Origin of the sequence: Pseudoalteromonas sp. CO325X, from assembly GCF_004208955.1 — a bacterium.
Taxonomy (GTDB): Bacteria; Pseudomonadota; Gammaproteobacteria; order Enterobacterales; family Alteromonadaceae; genus Pseudoalteromonas; species Pseudoalteromonas ruthenica.
Genome location: NZ_SGPG01000014.1, coordinates 430,403 through 451,955 on the forward strand (window position 1 = coordinate 430,403; position 21,553 = coordinate 451,955).

Below are 21,553 nucleotides of genomic sequence, written 5' to 3' on the forward strand. Positions count from 1 at the left end.
TTGATGTGTATGAGTTATTTGCTCGCAACCACCCTGCTTTGGGCATTTTCATTTAGCCTCATTGGCGTCTATTTAGCCGGGCAAGTAGACCCCTGGCTCTCGGTGTTAACCCGTATCGCGCTGGCGACCCTGGTGCTACTACCATTTTTGAAGATTAGCCAGTTAAGCCTGTCGTTAACCTGGCGGCTGATGGCCATTGGTGGCATTCAGCTGGGGCTGATGTATGGCTTTTACTATCACTCTTTTTTATACCTCAGCGTCCCCGAGGTGCTGCTATTTACGGTGATGACTCCCCTGTATGTTACCCTGCTCAATGACGCACTAAATCGCCACTTTAATCTTGGCTTTTTCTGCGCTGCGTTATTGGCCATTATTGGTGCGGTAGCCATTCGTTACGACGGTATCAACCAAGGCTTTATGATTGGCTTTGCTATCGTCCAAGCTGCAAACCTGTGCTTTGCCAGCGGCCAAGTGTTATATAAACGACTGATGCTCAAGCATCAGCACCTTTCTCAACATCATGTATTCGCTTGCTTTTTTATGGGTGCATTGGTGGTCGCGTTAAGCTGTTTCGCTCTTTTTGCCAATACCGCTAATCTCCCAAGTACACCCACACAATGGGGCGTATTGATTTATTTAGGGCTTATTGCTTCCGGGCTGGGCTATTTCGCGTGGAATAAAGGCGCAACCCAGGTCAATGTTGGCACTTTGGCGGTGATGAATAACCTCCTTATTCCTGCGGGGATCCTCGTTAACGTGCTCATTTGGAACCGCGATGCCGATGTGCTGCGTTTAAGTATTGGCGGCGCTATCATCATGGCCGCACTGGTGGTTAACGAGAAGTACCTGAGCCGAGGTAAATAACAATAACAGCAAGAGGGGTTACGCCCTCTTCATCGCCCGGCGATAACTGTACATTTTGACCGTTCGCCCTGCTCTTGCTCGATAGAGGCCAATAGCATAATTAACACTATCACTTTTACTATCAAGTGATATACTTTGTAATAATCATTTGGTGGAGAAAATCATGAATGCAATTGCATCCTTTAAGCCACAAAAGCACCCGGATGGATTTTGGCAGCAGCTTGGCATGCCAGCGCGTGGCGAGCGTTTATATCAAGCGTTAGAACAAGGATTGTCATTTGATATCTATGACCGCTTAGCCAAACTATCAGGGGTGGATAAAAGCACCATTGCCCAATCAGCCGTTATTGCCCCCGCAACCCTAAGGCGCAGAGCCAAGTCGGGGCTTTTTAATAAGCAAGAAAGCGACCGCTTGTATCGCTTTGCCGAAGTGTATAAGGCGGCGCTCGACCTGTTCGAAGGCGATGGTGATGCCACCCGCACATGGTTAACCACAGCGAATCGCGGCCTAGGGCAAAAACGGCCGTTGGATATGCTGGCAACCATGGCCGAGTCAGAAGCGGTGATTAACCTTATCGGGCGCATGGAACACGGTGTATTTGCGTGATAAGTGGCTACCGTATTGTTAAGAAAAAGTGGGCGGACAAGGCCTTTGATGGCGAAGGGGCGCGGTTATTTGGCGGGCGCTGGAATAGTCCCGGACAACGCTGTGTTTACCTCGCCGCCAGCGAGTCACTGGCGATTCTAGAGATTCTGGTACACCTTAATCACAGTGCCATTCTCAGCGACTACAGGCTATTTAAAATTAGCTTTGCACGCCGTGATGTGCTCACCCTTGACGAGCAAGATTGGCCTGAAAACTGGCAAGAGAGTCCGGCCCCGGAAGAAACGGCACTGATTGGCGATCAGTGGTTACAAACTCAAGCCAGCTTGGCATTGAGCGTGCCCTCGACCATAGTCCCTCGAGAGTATAATTATTTACTTAACCCAAGCCACCCTGCTTTTGTTAAAGCAGAGCCCAATATTGAGGCCCTGCCCTTTCGCTTTGACCCGAGGCTGCTCGCTCGGGGCTAATAACACTTACTTCCACATACTACGCAGCACGTCATCTCGGCGGTAGTAATGGTGGTATAGCGCCGCTGCGATATGCATTATCACCAGCCCTATAAATCCCCATGCGGCCCAGCCATGCAGCTCTCGAAACAAGGAAAAAAGTTCAATATCCACCGTTAACGCCGCCGGCAAGCGCACTACATCGAATACACTCACAGGACGCGCTGCAAAATACTGCATCAATAGCCCTGATAGTGGCATTAACACCATTAGCGTATACAACAGCCAATGAGACGCCTTAGCCGCGCAGCCTTGCCAAAAAGGTAAATCACTGGGTAAAGCCGGTACTATGCTGCGCCAGCGAATTAACAAGCGCACCAACACCAGTAGTGCAGCCGCTATGCCAAAACTTTTATGCAGCCACAGCAGCTCATACTGCCATGGTTCAAGCGAGCGCACCATGACTAAACCCGCTGCTAACATGGCAATGATTAATAACGCCATCGCCCAATGCAATAAACGCATAGAAAGAGTAAATCGTGCCACGTTAGTCATTGCTTAGCTCCTTTGCTTGACCACGCAATTGCTCCACAGCCCGGCGGCGGTACGACTCCGCATAAGCGGCCGAGCGCGCCCGAAGAATGGCATCTGCGGTGGGCGAGATACCCGATGGCAGCACCAAAGGGTCAAAGTTGATGCTGTGACACGCCCCGTCCTGCTGCGCTTGCCACTGAGCGATCACTATTTTCCCAGCGTTAATACGCTGACGCTCTGCTGGCCACTGAATTGCCGGATTACGCTCGTCGTCTTGGGCGCTAGCCAAGGTAAATAACCAGTCAAATACCACCGGTTGTTTTGCTAACCGCGCCTTAAGCTCTTGATGTAATGCGTTAGGCCCACTCAGCCCATCATCGGTGACTGACACCGTCGGTTGCATATGCCAACGCACAGGCTGGCGCTGCTCGTTGTCATCGACTAAATAAAACGCATTGATGCTGTGATAGGTCTCGGCTGCGAAGCTGCCACTGGGTTGGTAGCTATCTTTCCACGCTAAGAAATCAGCACTTTCGGGGTGCTTGGCGAAAAAGGCTTGAATAGCCTCAGGGCCCGATTTAATAGCCACAAGCTGCTGATAAAAATCCTGGGGATTGCTCACCGCCATCACCGGCGGAGTATTCATGGCAATGCGCCACTGCTCGCTAGCGCTGGTCGCGAAGCTCAACGCCAAACTGCGCACTGGCGCCTTTAAATCCGGTGCGGTCGGGTTATTGCCAGCAAGCGAAAAGCGACCCACAAACGGTGTCACCGAAGTGGCAAATATCTGGGCCGAAGAATATTGCGCGAGTGCGCCATTATTACGGAACTCGCCTTGCACACAGATCCCTTTAGCATGGGCTCGGCGAAAGCCCGGATGAACTGAATCCCCTTGTTGCAAATCCACAAACTGCTGTGCCGATACTTTATCACCGGCATGCAACAATGGCGCGAACAGCAACGCCGCCCATAAATAACCTGACCTCATAATTTGCTTTCCCCTTGTTACAGACATATCTTGAATTAAAGATAATATGTATGAAATGCCGTTTTGGTTCACTAAAAATGCAAAATTTAGATAATATACAAGCGCTGTGGGCTCGGGAGATGCCACAATTAGATACTGCCACCATGGCATTAATTAGTCGTTTGCAAATCGCCCACAAGCATATGACCTTAGCAATGAGCAAAACATTTCGCCGCTACGGGCTTTCCGAAGCAGGCTTTGATGTGCTTGCGACGTTAAGGCGCTCAGGCCCGCCTTATCGGCTCACGCCCAATCAACTGTTAGCGCAAATGCTGGTGACCTCGGGCAGTATGACCAGCCGCCTAAACCAGCTGCAAAAACAGCAGCTGATCACTAGATCGCAAGATCAACAGGATAAGCGGATATGTTGGGTTCAGCTTACAGAGCAAGGTTTAGCACTTAGTAAAGAAGTGATCCAGGCTCATGTAGAAACCCAGCAAGCACTGTTAGCTGGGCTCAGCCCTGAGCAGCATCAGCAGCTGCTATCGGGTTTACAAGCCTATTTACAGCAAGCGGGCTTAGAGTAAATCGGCCACTCGCTGTTGCAGATGCGGCAGTATTTCTTGTTCGAACCACGGGTTACGCTTGAACCAGCGATTATTACGAGGGCTTGGGTGAGGTAATACTAAGGTGTGTGGCCAGTAACTGTGCCAGTCTTGCACCGCAGCGGTGAGCGTTTTATAACGTTTGGGTAGATGATAAGCCATTGCATACTGACCAAGGACGAGAGTCAACTGCCGCTTAGGTAAGGCAGCTAACACCTGCTCTCGCCATGTTACAGCGCACTCCTCTCGCGGGGCTAAATCTCCGTGCTGAGCGGTGCCAGGATAGCAAAACCCCATCGGCGCGATAGCGAATAAGCGCGGGTTATAAAATTGCTGCTCATTGACTCCTAACCATTGCCTGAGGCGATCGCCACTGGCGTCGGCAAACGGTTTGCCAGCCTGGTGAGCTCGCACTCCGGGTGCTTGACCAGCAATTAGAATAGGTGCCTCACTATCAAGTTGAATAATAGGCTTAGGCGCCAAAGGCAAATGCTCGGCACATAAAGTGCATGCACGAATCTTATCTGCTAGTTGCATCTTCACTTAGGTATATTGTTTTTGCTTAGCCTAAGGGCTAACCACATATTGTGGCAACCCCCTTTACACTTTACCGAGTCCTAATTCAGTTAATATAGATAATTTAAAGTATTATAATACTTATATATTTTTAGAGAAAACTATAACGATACAAACGATAGGTATCAGTGACCAAGAGCACTTGTAAGTACAACTCAAATGCTAACAAAAAGAAAACAAGCCTTGTTGAAAACAAAAAAGCACCGCATTATATTAACATCTCTAGGTAATTAAGGTTAGAAGTGTAAGTAATTATTAGTACTTACAGGATGTATGCTGAACCTTTATAAGGATTTATATGAAGACTTTAAAAATAACAGCAGGTTTAGCTATTGTTGCTTGTAGCGCATTAACCTATACACCTAATGCTATGGCCTCTCACTCCACGACAACTTGCACAAACAGCTGTGTTATTGAAGATAATGCCAACGATGTAGTCACTATAAGGGATTGTTGTGGAGGTCAAGTTTCTACACAATACCCTCTTCATACGGCACCTGAAGCTCCGGACGCTCCGTAAAGGAATATCAAATGAGGAGGACCGCCTCCTCTTTTATCAAAGGATAAGTGTATGTACAAAAAAGTGACTGCCGTAATAGTTTTATGCTTGATCGCTGTGATAGGCTTGTTATTTATAACATCGGATAACCATATTGGAGCCGAAAAACCTCCACTAACTTTTAGTGAAAAGAGAGACTCAATAGAAAGGAATCACTCCCCTAAAGAGAATGTATATGAGCATGCTCACTCCAGCGATAAAAGCCACACACACAGTGAAAAAGATCATATTAATGGCTCTGACGAACTAATGAATCATGAACCAAAGGTTCATACCCATAAAATCTCAGATATACGCAGGCGTTTATGCGAAACTCCTACCGAATCATGTAAAATTAAGGGCTCTCTGTCGATAGAAAAAGAAATTATTGACGCAGATCTAAAGTTGGCAAAGTCGAAAGAAATCAGTGTGTTACTATCAAGCACTAACTTTAACGAAATCCTTCAAGAATTAGCAGAATCAAAAATATCGTCAAACTTTTATAAGTTAGAAGATCAACTCAACCAGCAAATACTCTATGACTATGTAAATATTCGCACGGATGGAATATTTTGTGGTGATCAGATTTGCGCTGCCTCTATTAGATACAGTAACCAAGACGACTGGAGAGAGTTCAATAAAGAGTTTTTTAGTAAAAATGAAAACTTAGGCAATCTATTTATCAAGCACTTCAGTAATGAGTCTAGAGTTTTGTTTCTACCTAATAGTGAAAGTAAAGCAGTAATAAGGTAGTAAGAGAGTGTAAAAATATCTGTGTAAGTGGCATTCTTAACCTGTTGAAAGGAAATGCAGAATGCCAATATCAGACAAACTTATCGATCAGCTTTTAGAAGGCTGTGATTCCCCCGAAGACATCCTCGGCGAAGCCGGATTACTTAAACAGCTCACCAAAAAGGTTGCCGAGCGAGCGTTGAACGCCGAGATGGAACAACATCTTGGTTACGCTAAAAATGCATCGGAAGGCAGGAATTCCGGCAACTCCAGAAACGGTAAATCCAGTAAAAAGGTGCGCTCCGTTCACGGCGAAATCGATCTGGATATCCCTCGTGACCGCAGCGGTAGTTTCGAACCCAAGCTTATTAAAAAGGGCGAGAAGCAGCTCAACGGTTTTGATAACCGGATTATCTCGTTGTATGCACGGGGCATGACAACCCGTGATATCCAGGCGCACTTCGAGGAATCTTATGGTGTGGAAGTATCACCAACCTTTATCTCTCAAGTTACCACTGAAGTGATGGATGAAGTAAAGCAGTGGCAGCAACGCCCACTGGATGCGCTTTATCCCGTCGTTTACCTTGATTGTTTGGTGGTACGTAGCCGCGATTCTGGTGCGGTACAGAACAAATCGGTTTACCTGGCGCTCGGTATCAACACTGATGGTGAAAAGGAGCTGTTAGGCTTGTGGATGGCTCAAACCGAAGGCGCTAAGTTCTGGTTGTCTGTGATGAACGAACTTAAGAACCGTGGCGTGCAGGATATCTTCATTGCTTGCTGCGATGGCCTGAAAGGCTTCCCTGAAGCCATCGAAGCGGTTTACCCGAAAACACAAGTGCAACTGTGTATCGTGCATCAAATTCGTCATTCTCTGCGCTATGTGAACTGGAAACAACGTAAGGTCATTGCCGCTGACCTGAAACGAATCTACGGTGCAGCCACACTGGCCGAAGCGGAACTGGCTTTGGCTGAGTTCGCTGAAAAATGGGATGACCAACATCCAACAATTAGCCTGTCCTGGCGCAATAACTGGGAACGTCTGAGCGTCTTCTTCGACTATCCGCCAGAAATCCGTAAGGTCATTTACACCACTAATGCTATCGAATCTCTAAATGCCAGCCTGCGGAAAATAACCAAGACCAGACGGTCGTTCCCGACTGACGACTCAGTGATGAAAATACTGTATCTGGCGCTTCACCAGATATCGAAGAAATGGACAATGCCAATTAGAGACTGGAAAGCGGCCATGAGTCAGTTTATGATTATGTACAGTGACCGTGTATCACTATGATTAACAGCCACTTACACAGAAGTTCTTACAGTCTCTAGTAACTAGAACGAAACCAAAGAGTTTGCCCTTACGCGCTCTCTCAGCGTATACTAGCTCAGACTTGATCTGACAGTTACCCGTTTTTCAATCGGTGACTGTCAGTTTAGATTTGAGCTAAATTCATCTCAGCCTAAATCGATTTTTCTATCCAATAGTGTTTCCAGCGACATTCTCTCCTGTCGAGCTCTTGTAAGATGGCTTTATGGAAATTGACACTAGTAATTCAAAAGTAGACTCCAACACTCTTAGCCCAAATGATATTTAATTTTCATTTTACTAAGCAACACACCAAAATAAGCAAATACGAATCACTATCTTTTAGTTTTATAATCTATATAATGGCTCGTTTTTGGTACAACAGCCTGCAGACTATGGATTTTCAGTTATCACCCTGGCTTATCAAGTTACGTATCGCCAGCTCTCATTATCGCGCCCTTGTGGTTTATCGCTTTATTGCCGCCATTGTTGGAGGCTACTTATTAACTGCCTTGAGTACCGCTGTTTTAGGGGTCGCCCTGCCATTACAACCTAGTGATGCGGTATTACTGGCTGTAAGCTTATCGATATTGATATATGCCTGTATCTTCATCTATGCCTTTAGTGTGCGCTCTGTCGCTAAGGTATGGATCACTATTTTACTAACTAGTGCAGCGCTCACCGCTCTGCTGGCATTCATGGAGGAATGGCTATGAAGGACACCTTCTTTCGTTCAATGACATGGCTACACACCTGGGTAGGTTTATTAGTCTGCTGGTTACTCTTTCTCATATTTATTGCTGGCACGCTTGCGTTTTTCCGTTGGGAACTCAACTTTTGGGCTAAACCTGAGATACATCATTTTGAACAGCCCCAGCAGCGTGTTGCCGCGCAGCAAGCTCAGATAACCCAAGGATTTGCATACTTACAGCAACAGGCACCTAAGTCCGAACGCTGGAATATTTCCTTGGCTGATGAGCGTAAAGACTGGCTTACCTACTCTTACCAAGAACCACGTGAGCCCGGTAAACGTGCGCCTTGGCAAGACTATTATGTCAATCCTAAAACGCTAGAGGGGGTCGATACAGTCAGAGAATCCAAAGGTGGGCATTTCTTTTATCGCCTGCACTTTGATTTGCATTACCTCGACGTCAGAACAGCACGTTGGCTGGTCTGTTTTGCCAGCTTGTTTATGCTTATTGCGCTAATAACTGGGGTGGTCATTCATAAACGGATCTTTAAGGATTTATTTAGCTTGCGCACCAATAAAGGCGTACGCAGCTGGCTTGATAGCCATAACTTATCGTCTGTGCTAGCGCTGCCTTTTCATATCATGATCACCTATACAGGGCTTATTACCCTTATTTTTATGCTCTTCCCCTACCCAACGATGACCGCCTACGACGATGGTTTACGCGGCTTCTATGCCGATGTCTTTAACTTTCAACGCACCGAGCCTGCCAACGAGCCCACAGCCATGGTGGGTGTTAATACACTGCTGGATCAACTTTATACTAAGTGGCCGGATGCAGATATAAGGCAAGTACGTATTGACCACCCTAACGATCGCAGTGCATCGGTACGCTTTATTATTGATAGCGGCAAGGCCATTGTCGACAGGCCGCCAAGCATCACGTTTAACGCCACGACGGGCGAGGTGATAGACATTAATGAAGTAGATAGAAGCGTCAGTGAAGCCCTCTACGATGGCATGATAGCCTTGCATGCGGCGCGCATGGCACAGCCCGTATTGCGCTGGCTTTACGTATTATGCGGTTTAGCAGGGTGTATCATGATAGCGAGCGGCGCAATCATGTGGGCAAAACGCTTACACCAACGCAATAAAAAGCAGCGCCCCGCGATAGGTTTACGCACAGTTGATAGCCTTAACCTGGGTACGTTTATGGGCTTGCCTTTAGCAGCCTTGGCATTTTTTTATGCCAATCGGTTATTGCCAATGAATGTGAGTGAGCGGGCCGACAAAGAGATACTCGCTTTCTTTCTTACCTGGGCAGCGGTACAAGCATGGGCGGTATTCAAGCCTTATAGTTGGCGATTATTAAATGCCATCATTGCTGGCGCCTGTATTGGCCTTGTTGCCATTAACAGCATGACCACGCAGGGCAGTTTGCTGCACTTTATTGATAGCAAGCAATGGACTTTGTTGGGCTTCGATTTAGTTTGTCTATTTGCAGCAACCTGCTTCGCCTACGCGGCCTATCGTGGTAACCGCAAGCAGCGCACTTGGTTGGGCTCGTTAGAGGAGTTAAGCGTATGATAGAACTGCTTTGCTTTATACTGTGTATCATCGCTTTTAGTTGCTTTGCACATGCCAAAGCAACCCATTACCGAGATATATATGGTGTGCGCCCCAATGCTCGGTTAGTTAGTAAAATTTTGATCTGTGCTTGGATCAGTATTTTACTAAGCATTACCATAGCGATTGCCGCGCTGGGTAGTTATGGGGTACTGCTGTTCTGCGGGTTTATGGCGGTCAGTGTATTGGCCATCACACTGTGTCTTAGCTTTCGCCCGAAATGGCTCAAAGCACTGACCTTTTGCTGCACGGCTTCACTACTGGCAGTGCTTACAACTATTCTGATCGCCAATCAATAAACCGAATTTTTACTAAGTTTCTAGATCAGTATTTTACTAACGAGTAAGTAAAATACTGATCTGTAAACCCCCTTTACATTCACTCTTGAATTCTAGCTCTCCGGCCAAACAATTAACGGCGAACTTATCGCAGGTATATTATTGCTGCACCTCTATCAATTTCTCTACCGCAAACCCTGCAGCTCTAAGTTGCTCTTTAAAGTCAGTTAAACGCTGCTCATCAACTTCTTTTTCACGCGCGAGTAACCATGCATAGTCGGTGTTATAACCACTTACATAAGCATATTGATAGTTTTCTTGGTCTAATCCAAACACAACATATGAGGAATAAAAGGGGCCGAAGAAAGAGACTTTAAGATGACCAGTATTCGTATCGCCAACAAACTTGGCTTTACCTTCAGCTTGGGACCATTGTTGCTCTTCTGCGTTAAAGCCGCGATTAATGACCTTGACGCTGCCATCATCATTCTGGCTGTACGTCGCAGTGACGCGACTTAAGCCTTCTTCAAAAGGGTGGGGCATACGGGCTATTTCATACCATGTGCCCATGTAACGCTCTAAATTAAAAGGGCTAACTGGGGACACTTTGTCAGGTACAGAAGTACAAGCAGTTAATACAACCGTTAGTAAAATTATGATCTGTGCGCGCATAGCATGAGCTCCAAGTAAATATAGTCTTTAATCGGGTATAACCGAACAATACAGTAATGACCTCTGTACGAGATAAAGCTTATAACCGCTTAAAAATCATAGCAATAATTTACTATCTTGCTTAAGATCAGTTTTTTACTAAGTGCTTCAAGCGATAGGTAGTATTAGGTGACAATAAAAGCGATAGGCCTAGGGCAAAGCGATGCGGCAATCAGAGTGTATGTAAAAAACCGCCCAAACCTGATTCAGTTTCAAACTTTAAGCGATACCTTGCCATTGCAAGCAGGGCAGATAGCACAAATAAACGCAGAGGCAGGGAACGGTTGGCGAAAAGTATTTAATGTCTATGCAAAGTGGCTATATCAACTGGCTCCTAGTTGTTTGGCCTTAAAAAGTGTAGACACATGGCAACAATTTAGAGATCAAACACTACTGCAAAACCACTCACAAACGGCGTTGCTCTTTAGCGAGCCTGACGTAACCGACCCTGACGCAGCGCTACATGTTATTGCCGGAAAAACTCATGCTAAAGAGCTCTCAGCAAATGAACAACTTGGTATAAATCTGATCTGGCTTAACGATGAGTTCGCTATATCGCCCACACAACGTATTATCGTGTGCCCCTATTTTGATTACCGACAACTCAATAACGCCAAAATCGATATTCTTTGTGAGCTCATCCACACCCATATCAAGTTATAGGATGGTCCTTACGCGACACCACGAAAGTATAAAAATTGACTACACTGTAAGAAGTTACCATGTAGGCGAGATACAAAGTGAAGATATTAGTCGTTGATGATATGCCGTTAATGCGCCATGTACTTATTAATATGCTGCGTAAACTGGACTACGACGATATCGTAGAGGCTACCGATGGTGAGCAGGCACTGTCGTTATTGGAAAAAGCCCGGTTTGATTTAGTACTGACCGACCTCAACATGCCAAAGGTCAATGGCAAAGACTTATTTCTTACTATTCGCAAACACGATGACTGGGGTTATATTCCAGTCATCGTAGTGACTTGCGAAGATAAGAAAGAGGTAGTGACTGATATGATTAGCGCTAAGGTTGATGGTTTCATCATTAAGCCGTTTTGTTTAAACACGCTGAAAAAACAGCTCGAGCGCCTTAAAAAGTTACATCACCCTACGACTGACAACGTATTGCATAACCAGTAAAGCCTAGCGCTTTGAAGTAGCAGCGGGCGATACCATAACCACACTGTTCAAGTAGTTCAGCCAAACGCATACGATCCAGTGGGTAAAACTCATGCTCTAAATTGTGGCGCATACGTTCTACACCCGCATCACTTAACCCTAATTGTTGGCAAGTAATGAACTGCGCATCACGTTCAAACTGAGTTTCAGGCTTCATTAAATCAGCGAGCCACAACCATGCTTGGGGAGCTAATTGCTGGCGTATCGACTTTAATAACGCTGCTTTATCACCATTGTCTGCCAAGAAATGTAATACCAATAGGCATAATGCACCGTCAAATTGTTGCTGCAATTGGCCAATATCACCACAATGGCATGTTACCCGCGCGCTTATTCCCGCTTCATCAAAGCGCTGCTCAGCTATTGCCAACATATCTGCGGAAATATCCTGGGCTACAAAGTGCATATTGGGGTTTGCTTTGGCAAGCGCCACCACCTCTTTGCCTGTGCCCGCACCCACTACTAAAATGGACGCCGACGAGCTTAACTGAGCCTGGCACTGCGCTTGTGTGAGCTGATGCAACAACTCATAACCTGGCACTAAACGGCTAATACGCTCGTCGTAATTAGTCGCTTCTTCACCTTGAAAACTAGGCATAATACCTCCTTGATTTAATATCGACTACAGCGATGACTGTGTTCATTAGCATAGCGCAAGCACATGAACTAAGAATGATTATTCACATTCCACCACGGAGTAACCGCCGGGACGTTTGCGTACCTTTACCTGCGTTGCGACACGTTCAGTAAGTTGCGGTATATGCGATATCACCCCAACTTTGCGGCCCTGCGCTTGCAGGTTATCAAGTGCATCCATAGCGATGCTCAATGTTTCACTGTCCAATGTGCCAAACCCCTCATCAATAAACAAGGACTCGATTTTGACCTTATTAGACGATAGCGACGCCAACCCCAAGGCGAGAGCTAATGACACTAAAAAAGATTCACCACCGGAGAGGGTATTCACACTGCGTTGCTCATCAGCCATATCGTGATCAATGATAGCAATATCGAGCGTGCCCGTAATACGAGTGAGACGGTAGCGCTTCGATAAGGCATGTAAATGTTGGTTGGCGTAGCCAAGCAATATAGCCAAAGTTTGGCTTTGCACTAAGTTTCGCAATCGCTTCCCTTGAGCATCACCTAGTGCGCTGTTTAAGGTAGTCCAAGTAGCAAGTTGCCCTTGTAGCTCTTTCAACTGCTCTCCTTGCTCGGCTAAGCGTTCGACGTTCTGCCGATGATTTTCTAAGCGTGCACCGAGTAAGGTTAAGGCTTGCTGACTATCATCGAACTGCTTATCCAATTGCCGCTTTTGCTCTTCAAGCTCTGTTAAACTTTTGTCCGGACGGCTTTTTACTAACTGTTGTAAGCGACTCTCACTGTGTTCTAGCTGAGCCTGAAAGCGCACTTGGGTTTGCTCTAATGTTGCGTGCTCAGTGAGTACTGCTTGTACTTGTTGTTTGTCTTGAGTTAGTAAATTTTTGATCTGCTCAATTGTTAGGGCCTCATCAAAGGCTCTGTAGTCCTGGTACCAGACATCAAAGGCTTTTTGTAACTCTTCAATGTCTTGTTGTAACTGGGAACAATTTTTTACTAAGTGCTGGTATTCACTTTGCTCTTGCTCATACCGGCGCTGCTGTTGCTGACACGCTGCTTGCTGCGTGTCTAGTGTCTGCTGAGCCTTTTCGATGGCCTCTTCCAGCTCCTCTAGCTGCGCTTTGGGATCTTGCCCATGGGCTACAAGAGTACTGCGCTCAGTTAGTAAATCAGTGATCTCTTGTTCTTGCATTTGCAGTTGCTCGCCCAGCTTTTGCTGCTGGGATTGCAGTGACTCTAGCTTAGTAAAAATCTGATCTCGCTGCTGATTAAGCTGCGTAGTCTGTTGTTGGGCCCGGACGTGCTCATTTTGCAGCTGCTCAAATTGCTGTTTTTGCTCAACCAATTGCTGCCAAAGTTTCGCTAGGTGATGCAGACTATCTTGCCACCATGGCGCTTCACTGAAGTGCTCTCGTAGCTCTGCGATGCTCTGTTGGCATTGCTGCTGCTCAGCTTCAAGTTCGTAAGCAAGACGCTGCGTTTGTAGTTGCAGTTGCTGACGTCGCTGTTCACTGCTTTGTAATTGCACCTGCAATTCGCCGCTGTTGTGTTGCTGAATATTTAACTCAGATCGTAATTTTACTAACTGTTGCTCTAACTGTTCCAACTGCTGGTATTGCTGTTGGATGTCCGCAATAGGCTTAGTAAAATCCTGATCGCTAAGCTCATCAAGGGGTTTACCTTGAATAAAGGGCTCTAGCTGCTGCGCGAATTGTTGTAGCTGCGACTTCAGCTGTTGCTCAGTAGCGCTGACATTATCAATTTGTTGCTGTGCTAACTGGATCTCGGTTTGCAAAGCATGCCGCTTAGTATAATGCTGATCCAGATTCTTTTGGGCCGTTGCGTAAGCCTGTTCAAAGTCCCCTAATAACGCAGCAAAAGCATGATTATTGTCATCATTTTCAGCAAAAGGATGATGTTCAGAACCACACACCATACAAGGCTCACCACTTTTAAGCTGAGTACGTAAATGCGTGATCTGCTCGCTTGCACGCAGTTTAACCTGTTCATAGGCCTTGCGTGCATGCGACAATTGCTGCTCTAAAACAGAGTGATGTTGCGAAGCCTCATGCAGCTGTTGTTGCTTTTGTTCAAGCTCAGCATGAAGAGATTGCTGCTGATGACGCACGGTTACAAGCTGACGGTTACTACTATGCCATTGTTGAAAACGCTCCAAGGCCTGTTGCCATGTGCCTAACTGACGCTGAAGCTCACTTGCAGACAAGGCTTCAGGCTGCGACTGTAAACTTACTATTTGCTGCTCAAGTGCTTGTATCGACTGCTGGAATGTGGTGTTTTCTTCATTAAGTGTGGCAAGGCTTTGATCAAGCTTCGAAAGCTCATTATTAGATGTCTGTAACTGCTCGTTTTTTTCTTTATATGTAGCATCATAACTATTAATACGCTGCCAAAGATGATGGTAATGAGACCAATTTTTTACTAACTCAACTAGCCAAGGTTGTGATTCTAATTGCGTAGTGTACTCATCAAGGCGTCTATTACTTTCATCCACTTGTGCAGCGAGGTTTTGGCTTTGCTGCGTCAATTGCAGCTGCTGTGCGCTCGTCTGTTCGAACTCAGAGCGTTTTGCCGCTAGTACCTCCTTCTTTTGTGCAAGTTTCACATCCAGTGCCACGGCAGCATTGAGTTTTTCTTTGCGCTGCGCATATTGCTGTTGCACATGGCGAAGCTGTTGTTGTGCTACTTGTTGCTGCTGTTCGCCGTGTTGCCATACACTTTTAGCATCACTGCGTGTTAGTTCCTCTTGGCGAGTTTGCTGTTGCGCCAAACGCTGTTGCAATCGTGCTGTGGCAGTAAGGTTATCTTCAATTTGCCAACATTGCTTAACTCGCTGAGCCTCTCTCACCCTGGGCTCTAGTCGCTCTAGGCTGTTACTCGTAGTGTGTATACGCTGTTGAAGGTCAGCGATTTCATGTTGTAATTGTTGCTCGGCTGCGAACCACTGGAGGTGTTTATCAACCTGTTCTCGTCGTTTTTGGCATTGTTGCTGCTGCTCGATATGCTGATGTTGCTGCTCGTTAAGCTCCTGTAATTGTTGCTCATCGAGAATATCAACCGCATCCATAGAAGCTTTAAATTCCTCGACATCATTAAGCTTGGCTTTGTAACCAGAATACACGCGCTGACCAACAATGGAGTACTTCTGTGTACCACTTAAACGCTCAAGCAAGACTGCACGCTCATCGCCTTGGGCACGTAAAAAAGCAGAAAACTCATTTTGTGCTAGCATCACCGCACGCGTGAACTGCTCGAAATTAAGCCCAACTAATCGCTCAATGGTTTTCTTCGTCTCAAGTTTACCATCACTCACCAGCTGCTCTTGCGGCATAAGGTACAGTGCATGAGTGGGTGCTTGTAATTTACCGTTTGGTTTTTTACGTGCTCGGGTCACTTGCCAGAGGGCGCGATAATGAGCGCCATCGATAGCCACAAAATCAACTTTGACCCATCCTATACCGGTACCACGACGCAATAGGTGGCGCGGATCATTGAGGCGCACATTGTCGCCATTAAAGTCTACTTTTTGTGTGCTTTCATTGCTCAGCCGGGCGGTTTTATCATATAAGCCTAAACACAACGCATCCAATACAGTGCTTTTTCCAGCCCCGGTGTCACCAGTTATGGCAAACAAGCCAGCGTCACGCAGGGGAGGGCGGCTGAAATCGATGTCGGCGTCTAATAATGATGCTAAGTTATGAATTTGCAGGCGATTAATCTTCATTATTCCCCTCCTGCTCAACATCCTCAACTAACTGCGCAAACAAGTCTTTAACCTCGTTGGTAATATCGTGATCTTCAAGCTCATCATGCTCGTTGACAGCTTCACTCAATAAGTGCGCAGCGTCTAGGCGCTCTACTTGCGATAAGTCTTGTAGTTCAAGTTCATCGTTTTTATTCTCCCGTTGCGAGCGCACCCGTTCAACGCCACAAAAAAGTAAATCTTTGCCTTGAAGTGCAAGCTCGATTTGCTCGCGAAAGTCGGTGGCAAGCTCTTTACTCGAGAGGCGAACGCGAATGTACCCCTGCTCATCATCAGGGCCGGGTAACTGCCGAATCTGCTCGCATACTTGAGCTAGCGGCAGGAGAGTAGCCTCGGGAACAAGGTGTAATTGCCGATGCCGAGGAATGTAAAGGGGGTTGACACTTTGCAAGGCATTATCTTGTACCTCTAACAGCAAAACTTGGTGATGATATTGACGTTCCGAAAACGACATCGCGAAGGGCGTGCCACTGTAACGAATATATTCTTTAGCGTTAACACTTTGTGCTTTATGCAAGTGGCCGAGGGCAACATAGCAGGCTTGGGGCGGAAAAACATCAGCGCCGATGGCATCTTCACCGCCAATGACTAAAGCGCGCTCTGAGTCTTCGCTGACAGTGGCACCCCGAGCATGTAGATGGCCCATGGCGATAACATTGGAGTCGTCCTCAAGCTGACATTGCTCAAGCATAAGTTGGTAGGCCTCTTTGACCGCCTGAGCATAACTCATTTGTGCATCTGGGATATCACTGGCACGCAGATAGGGCAGGGCAAGAATCGCACAGTGTTGATCACCACACGTAATGTTAATGACACTCAGCTCGGGGCGCTGAAAATCAAAGCGACCGACTACATGAGTGTCAAACTGTGCCAGTAATGGCTGTGCTGTGGTGATGCGTTTGGCACTATCATGATTACCGGCAATAATCACTATATGTAGGGTAGGGCAGACTGCTTTAGCTGCTTTAACAAATTCATAAAGCTGATTCTCCGCTTGTGTTGGCGGAGTGGCAGTATGATAGATATCGCCGCTAATCAACAGTACGTCAACAGCTTGGCGATTTAATTCACCAATAAGCCAGGTTAGAAAGGCGTGATGTTCTTGCACTCGCGTATGCTCGTAAAAAAGCTGACCCAAGTGCCAATCAGAGGTGTGGAGTAAGCGCATCAGTACATTAAGTTATTTGCTATTGCGCCCACTATAGCATGGAACAGCACGCGTTTAAGCGTGCTTGTGTCAGTGTGTTACTTGCCACCAAGTAACTATAATAACCGGTATCACTATCGCTAATGCGGTTAAAGGCAAACGCATATTTCGCTGGTATTTCGCTTTTAAACGACGAATTGCGGTGTTTTCATCACATGCTGCCACTTTATCAATGTAAAAATACCCATTATCTAAGTATTGTTTACAATGCTGCTCATTTGCAGGAATGGCTATTAACTCGTCTTTCTTTTTGAGGACATAAAAATCCATAGCACCACCAATTTTATACCTTGCTATGTGAGCGAATTGAGTGAACTTCCTATCGCTTACTTTATGTTTCAGCCCAGTCAAAGCACGACTTGTTAGGCTGATAATCCTTATTTTTATTGTTCACGAATTAAAAAAGTGGGGGATTCTAAAATTAATTAAAATGCAATTGCAACCTTTAATGGGAAAATCCCACGAAAAAAACTGGAAACCCCCTTTACAGATAATAAACACAGCATTTTTCATACCACTTTTAGCATTAGATTGGTCGCGCTTGTATGCACTTCATCGCGTCTCAGTTGCAGCATTTGGCTACTTTTGCAACAGTGTCACAAATAGCAAAAAACACTGTGTTTATGATGAATAAAAATAATAAAACCTTCGTTCTGCTTGGGGCGCTCACTTTGATTAGCCAAGGGGTGATGGCCAATGTGATGCAAACCAAGGGTAATTTCGAAGATAAATTTCGCCAACTAGACGAGTCCCTGCCTACTGCAAATAGCTACCGAAGTGCCGCTGGCGCCCCGGGGGAAAATTATTGGCAGCAGCAAGTGGATTACGATATAGACGTCACCCTAGATGAAAAAGCACGACGTTTGAGTGCCAGTCAGCGTATCGAGTACACCAATAACTCTCCGCACACCCTGCGTTACTTGTGGCTCCAGCTAGATCAAAATATATATAAGGCAGACTCAATTGCTGAGCGCAGTAAAACCTTCAAGTCTGGGCTTGAGGCTCAGCCTGTAGGTAAACCCAGTAAGCTGAGCTTATCGGCCCTGCGACGCATGCAATTTCTCGCTGACAATGAGCCGGGGTTCGTGCTCAGCAATATCAAAGATGAGGACGGGGATGATCTCAAAGCCACTGTTGTCGACACCCTTATGCGCGTTGATTTAAACCAGCCTCTGAGACCAGGACAAAGTACCGAATTGAGCATGGACTTTGCGTTTAATATTGTTGAAGAAGACGCCGTGGGCGCTCGCAATGGCTATGAACACTTTGAAAAAGACGGCAATGACATCTTTTTGTTAGCGCAGTGGTTTCCGCGTTTGGCGGCTTACACCGATTATGAAGCATGGACCAATAAAGCATTTTTAGGGCGTGGCGAATTCACCTTAGAATTTGGCGATTATGATGTTGAAATCACCGTGCCGGCAGATCATATCGTCTCCGCGACTGGTACCCTGGATAACCCAGGCTCGGTACTTAACCGCACCCAGCGCCAACGCTTAGAACAAGCAAAAAATGCTGAGCGTCCGGTCTTTATCGTGACCGAAGAAGAGGCGTTAGAGAACGAAAAATCAGCCACACAAGAGACCAAGACTTGGCGTTTTAAGGCCGATAATGTACGCGACTTTGCGTGGGCATCATCACGAAAATTTATGTGGGATGCGAAAGGCTATCATCAAGGTGGCGACGAACAACCGCTGGTGATGGCGATGTCGTTTTATCCAAAAGAGGGCGGCGACCTGTGGAAAAAATACTCCACCGAAGCGGTGATCCATACCATGGAGGTATACTCTCGCTATTCATTTGATTATCCATACCCGGTCGCCCAATCAGTAAATGGTCCTGTGGGCGGCATGGAGTACCCGATGATCACCTTCAACGGGCCACGCACGGAGCTGCGCGATGACGGCTCTCGCACTTACTCCCAAGCAGAGAAACGTTTTCTCATCGGTGTCGTTATACACGAAATTGGGCACATCTATTTCCCCATGATCGTTAACTCAGATGAGCGTCAATGGACTTGGATGGATGAGGGATTAAACAGTTTCCTTGACGGAGTTGCTGGACGCGAGTGGGATCCAGATATTCCTTGGGGAGTAGAGCCTCGCGATATTGTCGAGTACATGAAATCTGAACATCAAGTGCCGATTATGACACAATCAGACAGTGTGCTGCGCCTTGGGCCCAACGCCTACACTAAGCCAGCAGCGGCGCTAAATATTCTCCGCGAGGTAATTTTAGGGCGCGAGTTATTTGACTTTGCCTTTAAAGAATATGCCAACCGCTGGAAATACAAGCGACCCACTCCCGCTGACTTTTTCCGCACCATGGAAGAAGCCTCAGGCGTCGACCTCGACTGGTTTTGGCGGGGCTGGTTCTACAGCACCGACCATGTCGATATCGCCTTAGATAAGGTGTACAAGCTGCGTTTGGATACCATGAACCCAGATATCGACTTTAACCGCCTACGCGAGATTGAGAAAAATAAACCCACATCATTATTTGTTGAGCGCAATAAGCGTGAAGGCCGTGAATTGTGGATAGATAAAAACCCCGATGTACGCGACTTTTACGACAGTAATGATCGCTTCACCGTGACCAATAAAGAGCGTAATGCCTACCAGAAGATGCTTAGCAAACTAGAGCCCTGGGAACGTCGCACCTTAGACAGAGCGGTGGCCGAGGACAACAACTATTACGTGATGCAATTTAGCAATGTGGGCGGCCTAGTTATGCCCATTTTACTCGAGCTTAGCTACACCGATGGCACCACAGAGCAACGTTACATTCCAGCCGAAATCTGGCGCCGTAATGCCAAACAGGTGGAAAAGCTGATAGTGACCGACAAGGGTAAAGAAATTGCCAGTATAGCCGTCGACCCGGGATGGGAAACCGCAGATGTAGATGTGTCTAATAACTATTACCCACGACGTATCATGGAATCGCGTATCGAGACCTACAAGCGTAAGAAGAGCAAAGCCAAGGTCAGTCGCGACATCATGCACGATATTAAAACCGATCTCAAAGAGGCTAACGAAGAGGAACAACAGCCATAATGCGTATTATCGTGCTTTTATCGGTGCTGCTATTTAGCAGCGCCAGCTTGGCTCACCAATTAAAAAACTCGGTGACCACCGTGCTGTTCAATCAACGCACTGAACATATTGAGCTGATGCATCGATTTTATCTTCATGACACAGAGCATGCCGTCGAAGACCTATTTGGCAATCAAGCTGATATGTTAAAGCATGCAGATGACCAACAAAAATTTGCCGACTATGTAGCCGAACAAGTGGCGATAACCGACCCCAACGATCAGCCTTTGCAGTTGAGCAATGTTGGCTTTGAAGTGGATGGTAAGTTTTTTTGGGTGTACCAAGAGGCAGCGATGCCAAAGCAGCCGCTAAAGGGCCTGAAAATGACGCACGGGGCACTCCATGAACTGTGGCCTGCGCAAATTAATATGGTCAATATAGAGGGCAAAGGCAAAGTGCGAACTTTGTACTTTGAACGCCAGAACCAGTGGCATAGCGTCACCTTCTAAGCGCTTCCCCCAACCAGCGTGCACATCAGGGAAGATGTCGATGTGCGCGTTTTTTCCTGCTATGGTTGCGCTTATAGCGGTGCAAGGTCGTATCATTGCAACCATATAGTTTACAGGAAATACAATGCCAAGCAGCAAGCCTCACTCTCTTAATGGCGTCATTTTTGACATGGATGGCACACTATTCAGTTCTATACTGAATTTTGCTCGCATCCGTGAACAGCTCAACTGCCACGCTGATATCGATATTTTAGACTTTGTTAGTACATTGGATAGCGAAGGGCGGCAACGAGCAGAGCAAGTGATACTCGACCACGAACTTGCCGATGCGCAGCAATCTCAACTATTACCAGAGGTTAAGGCAGCAGTGCAAAGGCTACACCAGGCCAACATTCCGATGGCCATTGTCACCCGTAACTGTCAGCAAGCAACGGCCATCAAAGTAAAACGCAACCCTTTGCCAATTGAGCTGATTTTGACCCGTGATGATGCTCCAGCAAAACCGGACCCCAGTGCACTGCTTCACATTGCCGAACGATGGCAAATGGCACCAACCGAGCTGGTGTACGTAGGTGACTATAAATACGATATTGAAGCGGCGCGCAACGCCAATATGCGTGCTTGCTTATATGCGCCCCAAGCTCTTCCTGATTATGCACATCAAGCTGATCATATCATTCGCTGTTTCAGTGAGTTGCCTTCCCTCTTCCAAAGTTATGTTGAATAGCCTCATTTAAAAAGTTTGACCAACAAAGCAGCACT

Annotated in this window: 22 protein-coding genes; 14 read left to right on the plus strand and 8 right to left on the minus strand. The window is 46.5% G+C overall.

Annotation, left to right across the window (positions count from 1 at the left end):
* The first annotated feature begins 9 nt into the window (after positions 1-9).
* The 3 genes from EXT46_RS07285 (at position 10) to EXT46_RS07295 (ending at position 1,938) form a co-directional block, all read left to right on the plus strand.
* Entirely contained in the window at positions 10-864 is an 855-nt protein-coding gene (locus tag EXT46_RS07285) for a carboxylate/amino acid/amine transporter (protein ID WP_130146301.1), read from the plus strand.
* A 163-nt stretch (positions 865-1,027) separates the two neighbouring features.
* Positions 1,028-1,471 (plus strand): antitoxin Xre/MbcA/ParS toxin-binding domain-containing protein, encoded by a 444-nt coding sequence (locus tag EXT46_RS07290; protein WP_022943508.1) that lies wholly within the window; start codon positions 1,028-1,030, stop codon positions 1,469-1,471.
* Entirely contained in the window at positions 1,468-1,938 is a 471-nt protein-coding gene (locus tag EXT46_RS07295) for an RES family NAD+ phosphorylase (protein ID WP_022943509.1), read from the plus strand. The genes EXT46_RS07290 and EXT46_RS07295 overlap by 4 nt, the downstream gene beginning before the upstream one ends.
* Before the next feature lie 6 nt (positions 1,939-1,944).
* Here the strand turns inward: EXT46_RS07295 and EXT46_RS07300 are convergent, their stop codons facing one another.
* Together EXT46_RS07300 and EXT46_RS07305 are read right to left on the minus strand one after the other, a co-directional pair.
* Positions 1,945-2,472 carry a cytochrome b gene (locus EXT46_RS07300; protein ID WP_130146303.1) on the minus strand — a complete coding sequence of 176 codons (528 nt, stop codon included), beginning with the start codon at positions 2,470-2,472 and terminating at the stop codon, positions 1,945-1,947.
* Positions 2,465-3,439 carry a catalase family peroxidase gene (locus EXT46_RS07305; protein WP_130146305.1) on the minus strand — a complete coding sequence of 325 codons (975 nt, stop codon included), beginning with the start codon at positions 3,437-3,439 and terminating at the stop codon, positions 2,465-2,467. Before EXT46_RS07305 ends, EXT46_RS07300 begins: the two co-directional genes overlap by 8 nt.
* 77 nt (positions 3,440-3,516) lie before the next feature.
* On the opposite strand from EXT46_RS07305, the gene EXT46_RS07310 reads away from it, so the two are divergent.
* Complete coding sequence (locus EXT46_RS07310; protein WP_130146307.1) at positions 3,517-4,005, plus strand: MarR family transcriptional regulator; 489 nt, start codon at positions 3,517-3,519, stop codon at positions 4,003-4,005.
* On the opposite strand, the gene EXT46_RS07315 is transcribed toward EXT46_RS07310, so the two are convergent.
* Positions 3,997-4,560 (minus strand): uracil-DNA glycosylase family protein, encoded by a 564-nt coding sequence (locus EXT46_RS07315; RefSeq protein ID WP_045980032.1) that lies wholly within the window; start codon positions 4,558-4,560, stop codon positions 3,997-3,999. The genes EXT46_RS07310 and EXT46_RS07315 overlap by 9 nt on opposite strands.
* A gap of 610 nt (positions 4,561-5,170) precedes the next feature.
* Between EXT46_RS07315 and EXT46_RS18870 the strand changes: the two genes are divergently transcribed.
* From EXT46_RS18870 to EXT46_RS07340, 5 genes are all read left to right on the plus strand, one after another.
* A complete protein-coding gene (locus tag EXT46_RS18870; protein ID WP_165381078.1) occupies positions 5,171-5,890 on the plus strand; it encodes a hypothetical protein in 720 nt (239 codons plus the stop codon).
* Between the two features lie 61 nt (positions 5,891-5,951).
* Positions 5,952-7,163: an IS256 family transposase gene (locus EXT46_RS07325; protein WP_130146297.1), complete on the plus strand. Its 1,212-nt coding sequence runs from the start codon at positions 5,952-5,954 to the stop codon at positions 7,161-7,163.
* Positions 7,164-7,573: 410 nt separating this feature from the next.
* Entirely contained in the window at positions 7,574-7,894 is a 321-nt protein-coding gene (locus EXT46_RS07330) for a hypothetical protein (protein WP_022943517.1), read from the plus strand.
* Entirely contained in the window at positions 7,891-9,456 is a 1,566-nt protein-coding gene (locus EXT46_RS07335; protein ID WP_165381079.1) for a PepSY-associated TM helix domain-containing protein, read from the plus strand. The genes EXT46_RS07330 and EXT46_RS07335 overlap by 4 nt, the downstream gene beginning before the upstream one ends.
* The gene (locus EXT46_RS07340) at positions 9,453-9,794 is read left to right on the plus strand and encodes a DUF3325 domain-containing protein (RefSeq protein WP_130146313.1); all 342 of its coding nucleotides are present in this window, start codon (positions 9,453-9,455) and stop codon (positions 9,792-9,794) included. Before EXT46_RS07335 ends, EXT46_RS07340 begins: the two co-directional genes overlap by 4 nt.
* Positions 9,795-9,932: 138 nt before the next feature.
* Here EXT46_RS07340 and EXT46_RS07345 read toward each other — a convergent pair whose 3' ends face one another.
* Complete coding sequence (locus EXT46_RS07345) at positions 9,933-10,445, minus strand: lipocalin family protein (RefSeq protein WP_130146315.1); 513 nt, start codon at positions 10,443-10,445, stop codon at positions 9,933-9,935.
* Positions 10,446-10,613: 168 nt separating this feature from the next.
* Between EXT46_RS07345 and EXT46_RS07350 the strand changes: the two genes are divergently transcribed.
* Positions 10,614-11,147, plus strand: coding sequence for a hypothetical protein (locus tag EXT46_RS07350; protein ID WP_130146317.1), 534 nt, complete (start codon positions 10,614-10,616; stop codon positions 11,145-11,147).
* Between the two features lie 77 nt (positions 11,148-11,224).
* A complete protein-coding gene (locus tag EXT46_RS07355) occupies positions 11,225-11,626 on the plus strand; it encodes a response regulator (RefSeq protein WP_130146319.1) in 402 nt (133 codons plus the stop codon).
* On the opposite strand, the gene EXT46_RS07360 is transcribed toward EXT46_RS07355, so the two are convergent.
* The 4 genes from EXT46_RS07360 to EXT46_RS07375 form a co-directional block, all read right to left on the minus strand.
* Complete coding sequence (locus EXT46_RS07360) at positions 11,595-12,263, minus strand: class I SAM-dependent methyltransferase (protein WP_130146321.1); 669 nt, start codon at positions 12,261-12,263, stop codon at positions 11,595-11,597. The genes EXT46_RS07355 and EXT46_RS07360 overlap by 32 nt on opposite strands.
* A 78-nt stretch (positions 12,264-12,341) precedes the next feature.
* The gene (locus EXT46_RS07365) at positions 12,342-16,004 is read right to left on the minus strand and encodes an AAA family ATPase (protein ID WP_165381080.1); all 3,663 of its coding nucleotides are present in this window, start codon (positions 16,002-16,004) and stop codon (positions 12,342-12,344) included.
* The gene (gene sbcD, locus EXT46_RS07370; RefSeq protein ID WP_130146325.1) at positions 15,994-17,211 is read right to left on the minus strand and encodes an exonuclease subunit SbcD; all 1,218 of its coding nucleotides are present in this window, start codon (positions 17,209-17,211) and stop codon (positions 15,994-15,996) included. Before sbcD ends, EXT46_RS07365 begins: the two co-directional genes overlap by 11 nt.
* A gap of 69 nt (positions 17,212-17,280) precedes the next feature.
* The gene (locus EXT46_RS07375; protein ID WP_022943526.1) at positions 17,281-17,520 is read right to left on the minus strand and encodes a hypothetical protein; all 240 of its coding nucleotides are present in this window, start codon (positions 17,518-17,520) and stop codon (positions 17,281-17,283) included.
* 356 nt (positions 17,521-17,876) lie between these two features.
* On the opposite strand from EXT46_RS07375, the gene EXT46_RS07380 reads away from it, so the two are divergent.
* From EXT46_RS07380 to EXT46_RS07390, 3 genes are all read left to right on the plus strand, one after another.
* Entirely contained in the window at positions 17,877-20,303 is a 2,427-nt protein-coding gene (locus EXT46_RS07380; RefSeq protein WP_130146544.1) for a M1 family metallopeptidase, read from the plus strand.
* Positions 20,303-20,791: a DUF6702 family protein gene (locus tag EXT46_RS07385; RefSeq protein WP_022943528.1), complete on the plus strand. Its 489-nt coding sequence runs from the start codon at positions 20,303-20,305 to the stop codon at positions 20,789-20,791. The genes EXT46_RS07380 and EXT46_RS07385 overlap by 1 nt, the downstream gene beginning before the upstream one ends.
* A gap of 124 nt (positions 20,792-20,915) precedes the next feature.
* On the plus strand, positions 20,916-21,518 hold the full coding sequence (locus EXT46_RS07390) for an HAD-IA family hydrolase (protein ID WP_130146327.1): 603 nt from the start codon (positions 20,916-20,918) through the stop codon (positions 21,516-21,518).
* Positions 21,519-21,553: the final 35 nt, after the last annotated feature.

Bases quoted from the DNA above. Each gene is read 5' to 3' on its own strand.
- EXT46_RS07285 (WP_130146301.1), top strand. From the start codon at position 10: ATGAGTTATTTGCTCGCAACCACCCTGCTTTGGGCATTTTCATTTAGC.
- EXT46_RS07290 (WP_022943508.1), top strand. From the start codon at position 1,028: ATGAATGCAATTGCATCCTTTAAGCCACAAAAGCACCCGGATGGATTT.
- EXT46_RS07300 (WP_130146303.1), bottom strand. From the start codon at position 2,472: ATGACTAACGTGGCACGATTTACTCTTTCTATGCGTTTATTGCATTGG.
- EXT46_RS07305 (WP_130146305.1), bottom strand. From the start codon at position 3,439: ATGAGGTCAGGTTATTTATGGGCGGCGTTGCTGTTCGCGCCATTGTTG.
- EXT46_RS07310 (WP_130146307.1), top strand. From the start codon at position 3,517: ATGCAAAATTTAGATAATATACAAGCGCTGTGGGCTCGGGAGATGCCA.
- EXT46_RS07315 (WP_045980032.1), bottom strand. From the start codon at position 4,560: ATGCAACTAGCAGATAAGATTCGTGCATGCACTTTATGTGCCGAGCAT.
- EXT46_RS18870 (WP_165381078.1), top strand. From the start codon at position 5,171: ATGTACAAAAAAGTGACTGCCGTAATAGTTTTATGCTTGATCGCTGTG.
- EXT46_RS07325 (WP_130146297.1), top strand. From the start codon at position 5,952: ATGCCAATATCAGACAAACTTATCGATCAGCTTTTAGAAGGCTGTGAT.
- EXT46_RS07330 (WP_022943517.1), top strand. From the start codon at position 7,574: ATGGATTTTCAGTTATCACCCTGGCTTATCAAGTTACGTATCGCCAGC.
- EXT46_RS07335 (WP_165381079.1), top strand. From the start codon at position 7,891: ATGAAGGACACCTTCTTTCGTTCAATGACATGGCTACACACCTGGGTA.
- EXT46_RS07340 (WP_130146313.1), top strand. From the start codon at position 9,453: ATGATAGAACTGCTTTGCTTTATACTGTGTATCATCGCTTTTAGTTGC.
- EXT46_RS07345 (WP_130146315.1), bottom strand. From the start codon at position 10,445: ATGCGCGCACAGATCATAATTTTACTAACGGTTGTATTAACTGCTTGT.
- EXT46_RS07360 (WP_130146321.1), bottom strand. From the start codon at position 12,263: ATGCCTAGTTTTCAAGGTGAAGAAGCGACTAATTACGACGAGCGTATT.
- EXT46_RS07365 (WP_165381080.1), bottom strand. From the start codon at position 16,004: ATGAAGATTAATCGCCTGCAAATTCATAACTTAGCATCATTATTAGAC.
- sbcD (WP_130146325.1), bottom strand. From the start codon at position 17,211: ATGCGCTTACTCCACACCTCTGATTGGCACTTGGGTCAGCTTTTTTAC.
- EXT46_RS07375 (WP_022943526.1), bottom strand. From the start codon at position 17,520: ATGGATTTTTATGTCCTCAAAAAGAAAGACGAGTTAATAGCCATTCCT.
- EXT46_RS07380 (WP_130146544.1), top strand. From the start codon at position 17,877: ATGAATAAAAATAATAAAACCTTCGTTCTGCTTGGGGCGCTCACTTTG.
- EXT46_RS07385 (WP_022943528.1), top strand. From the start codon at position 20,303: ATGCGTATTATCGTGCTTTTATCGGTGCTGCTATTTAGCAGCGCCAGC.
- EXT46_RS07390 (WP_130146327.1), top strand. From the start codon at position 20,916: ATGCCAAGCAGCAAGCCTCACTCTCTTAATGGCGTCATTTTTGACATG.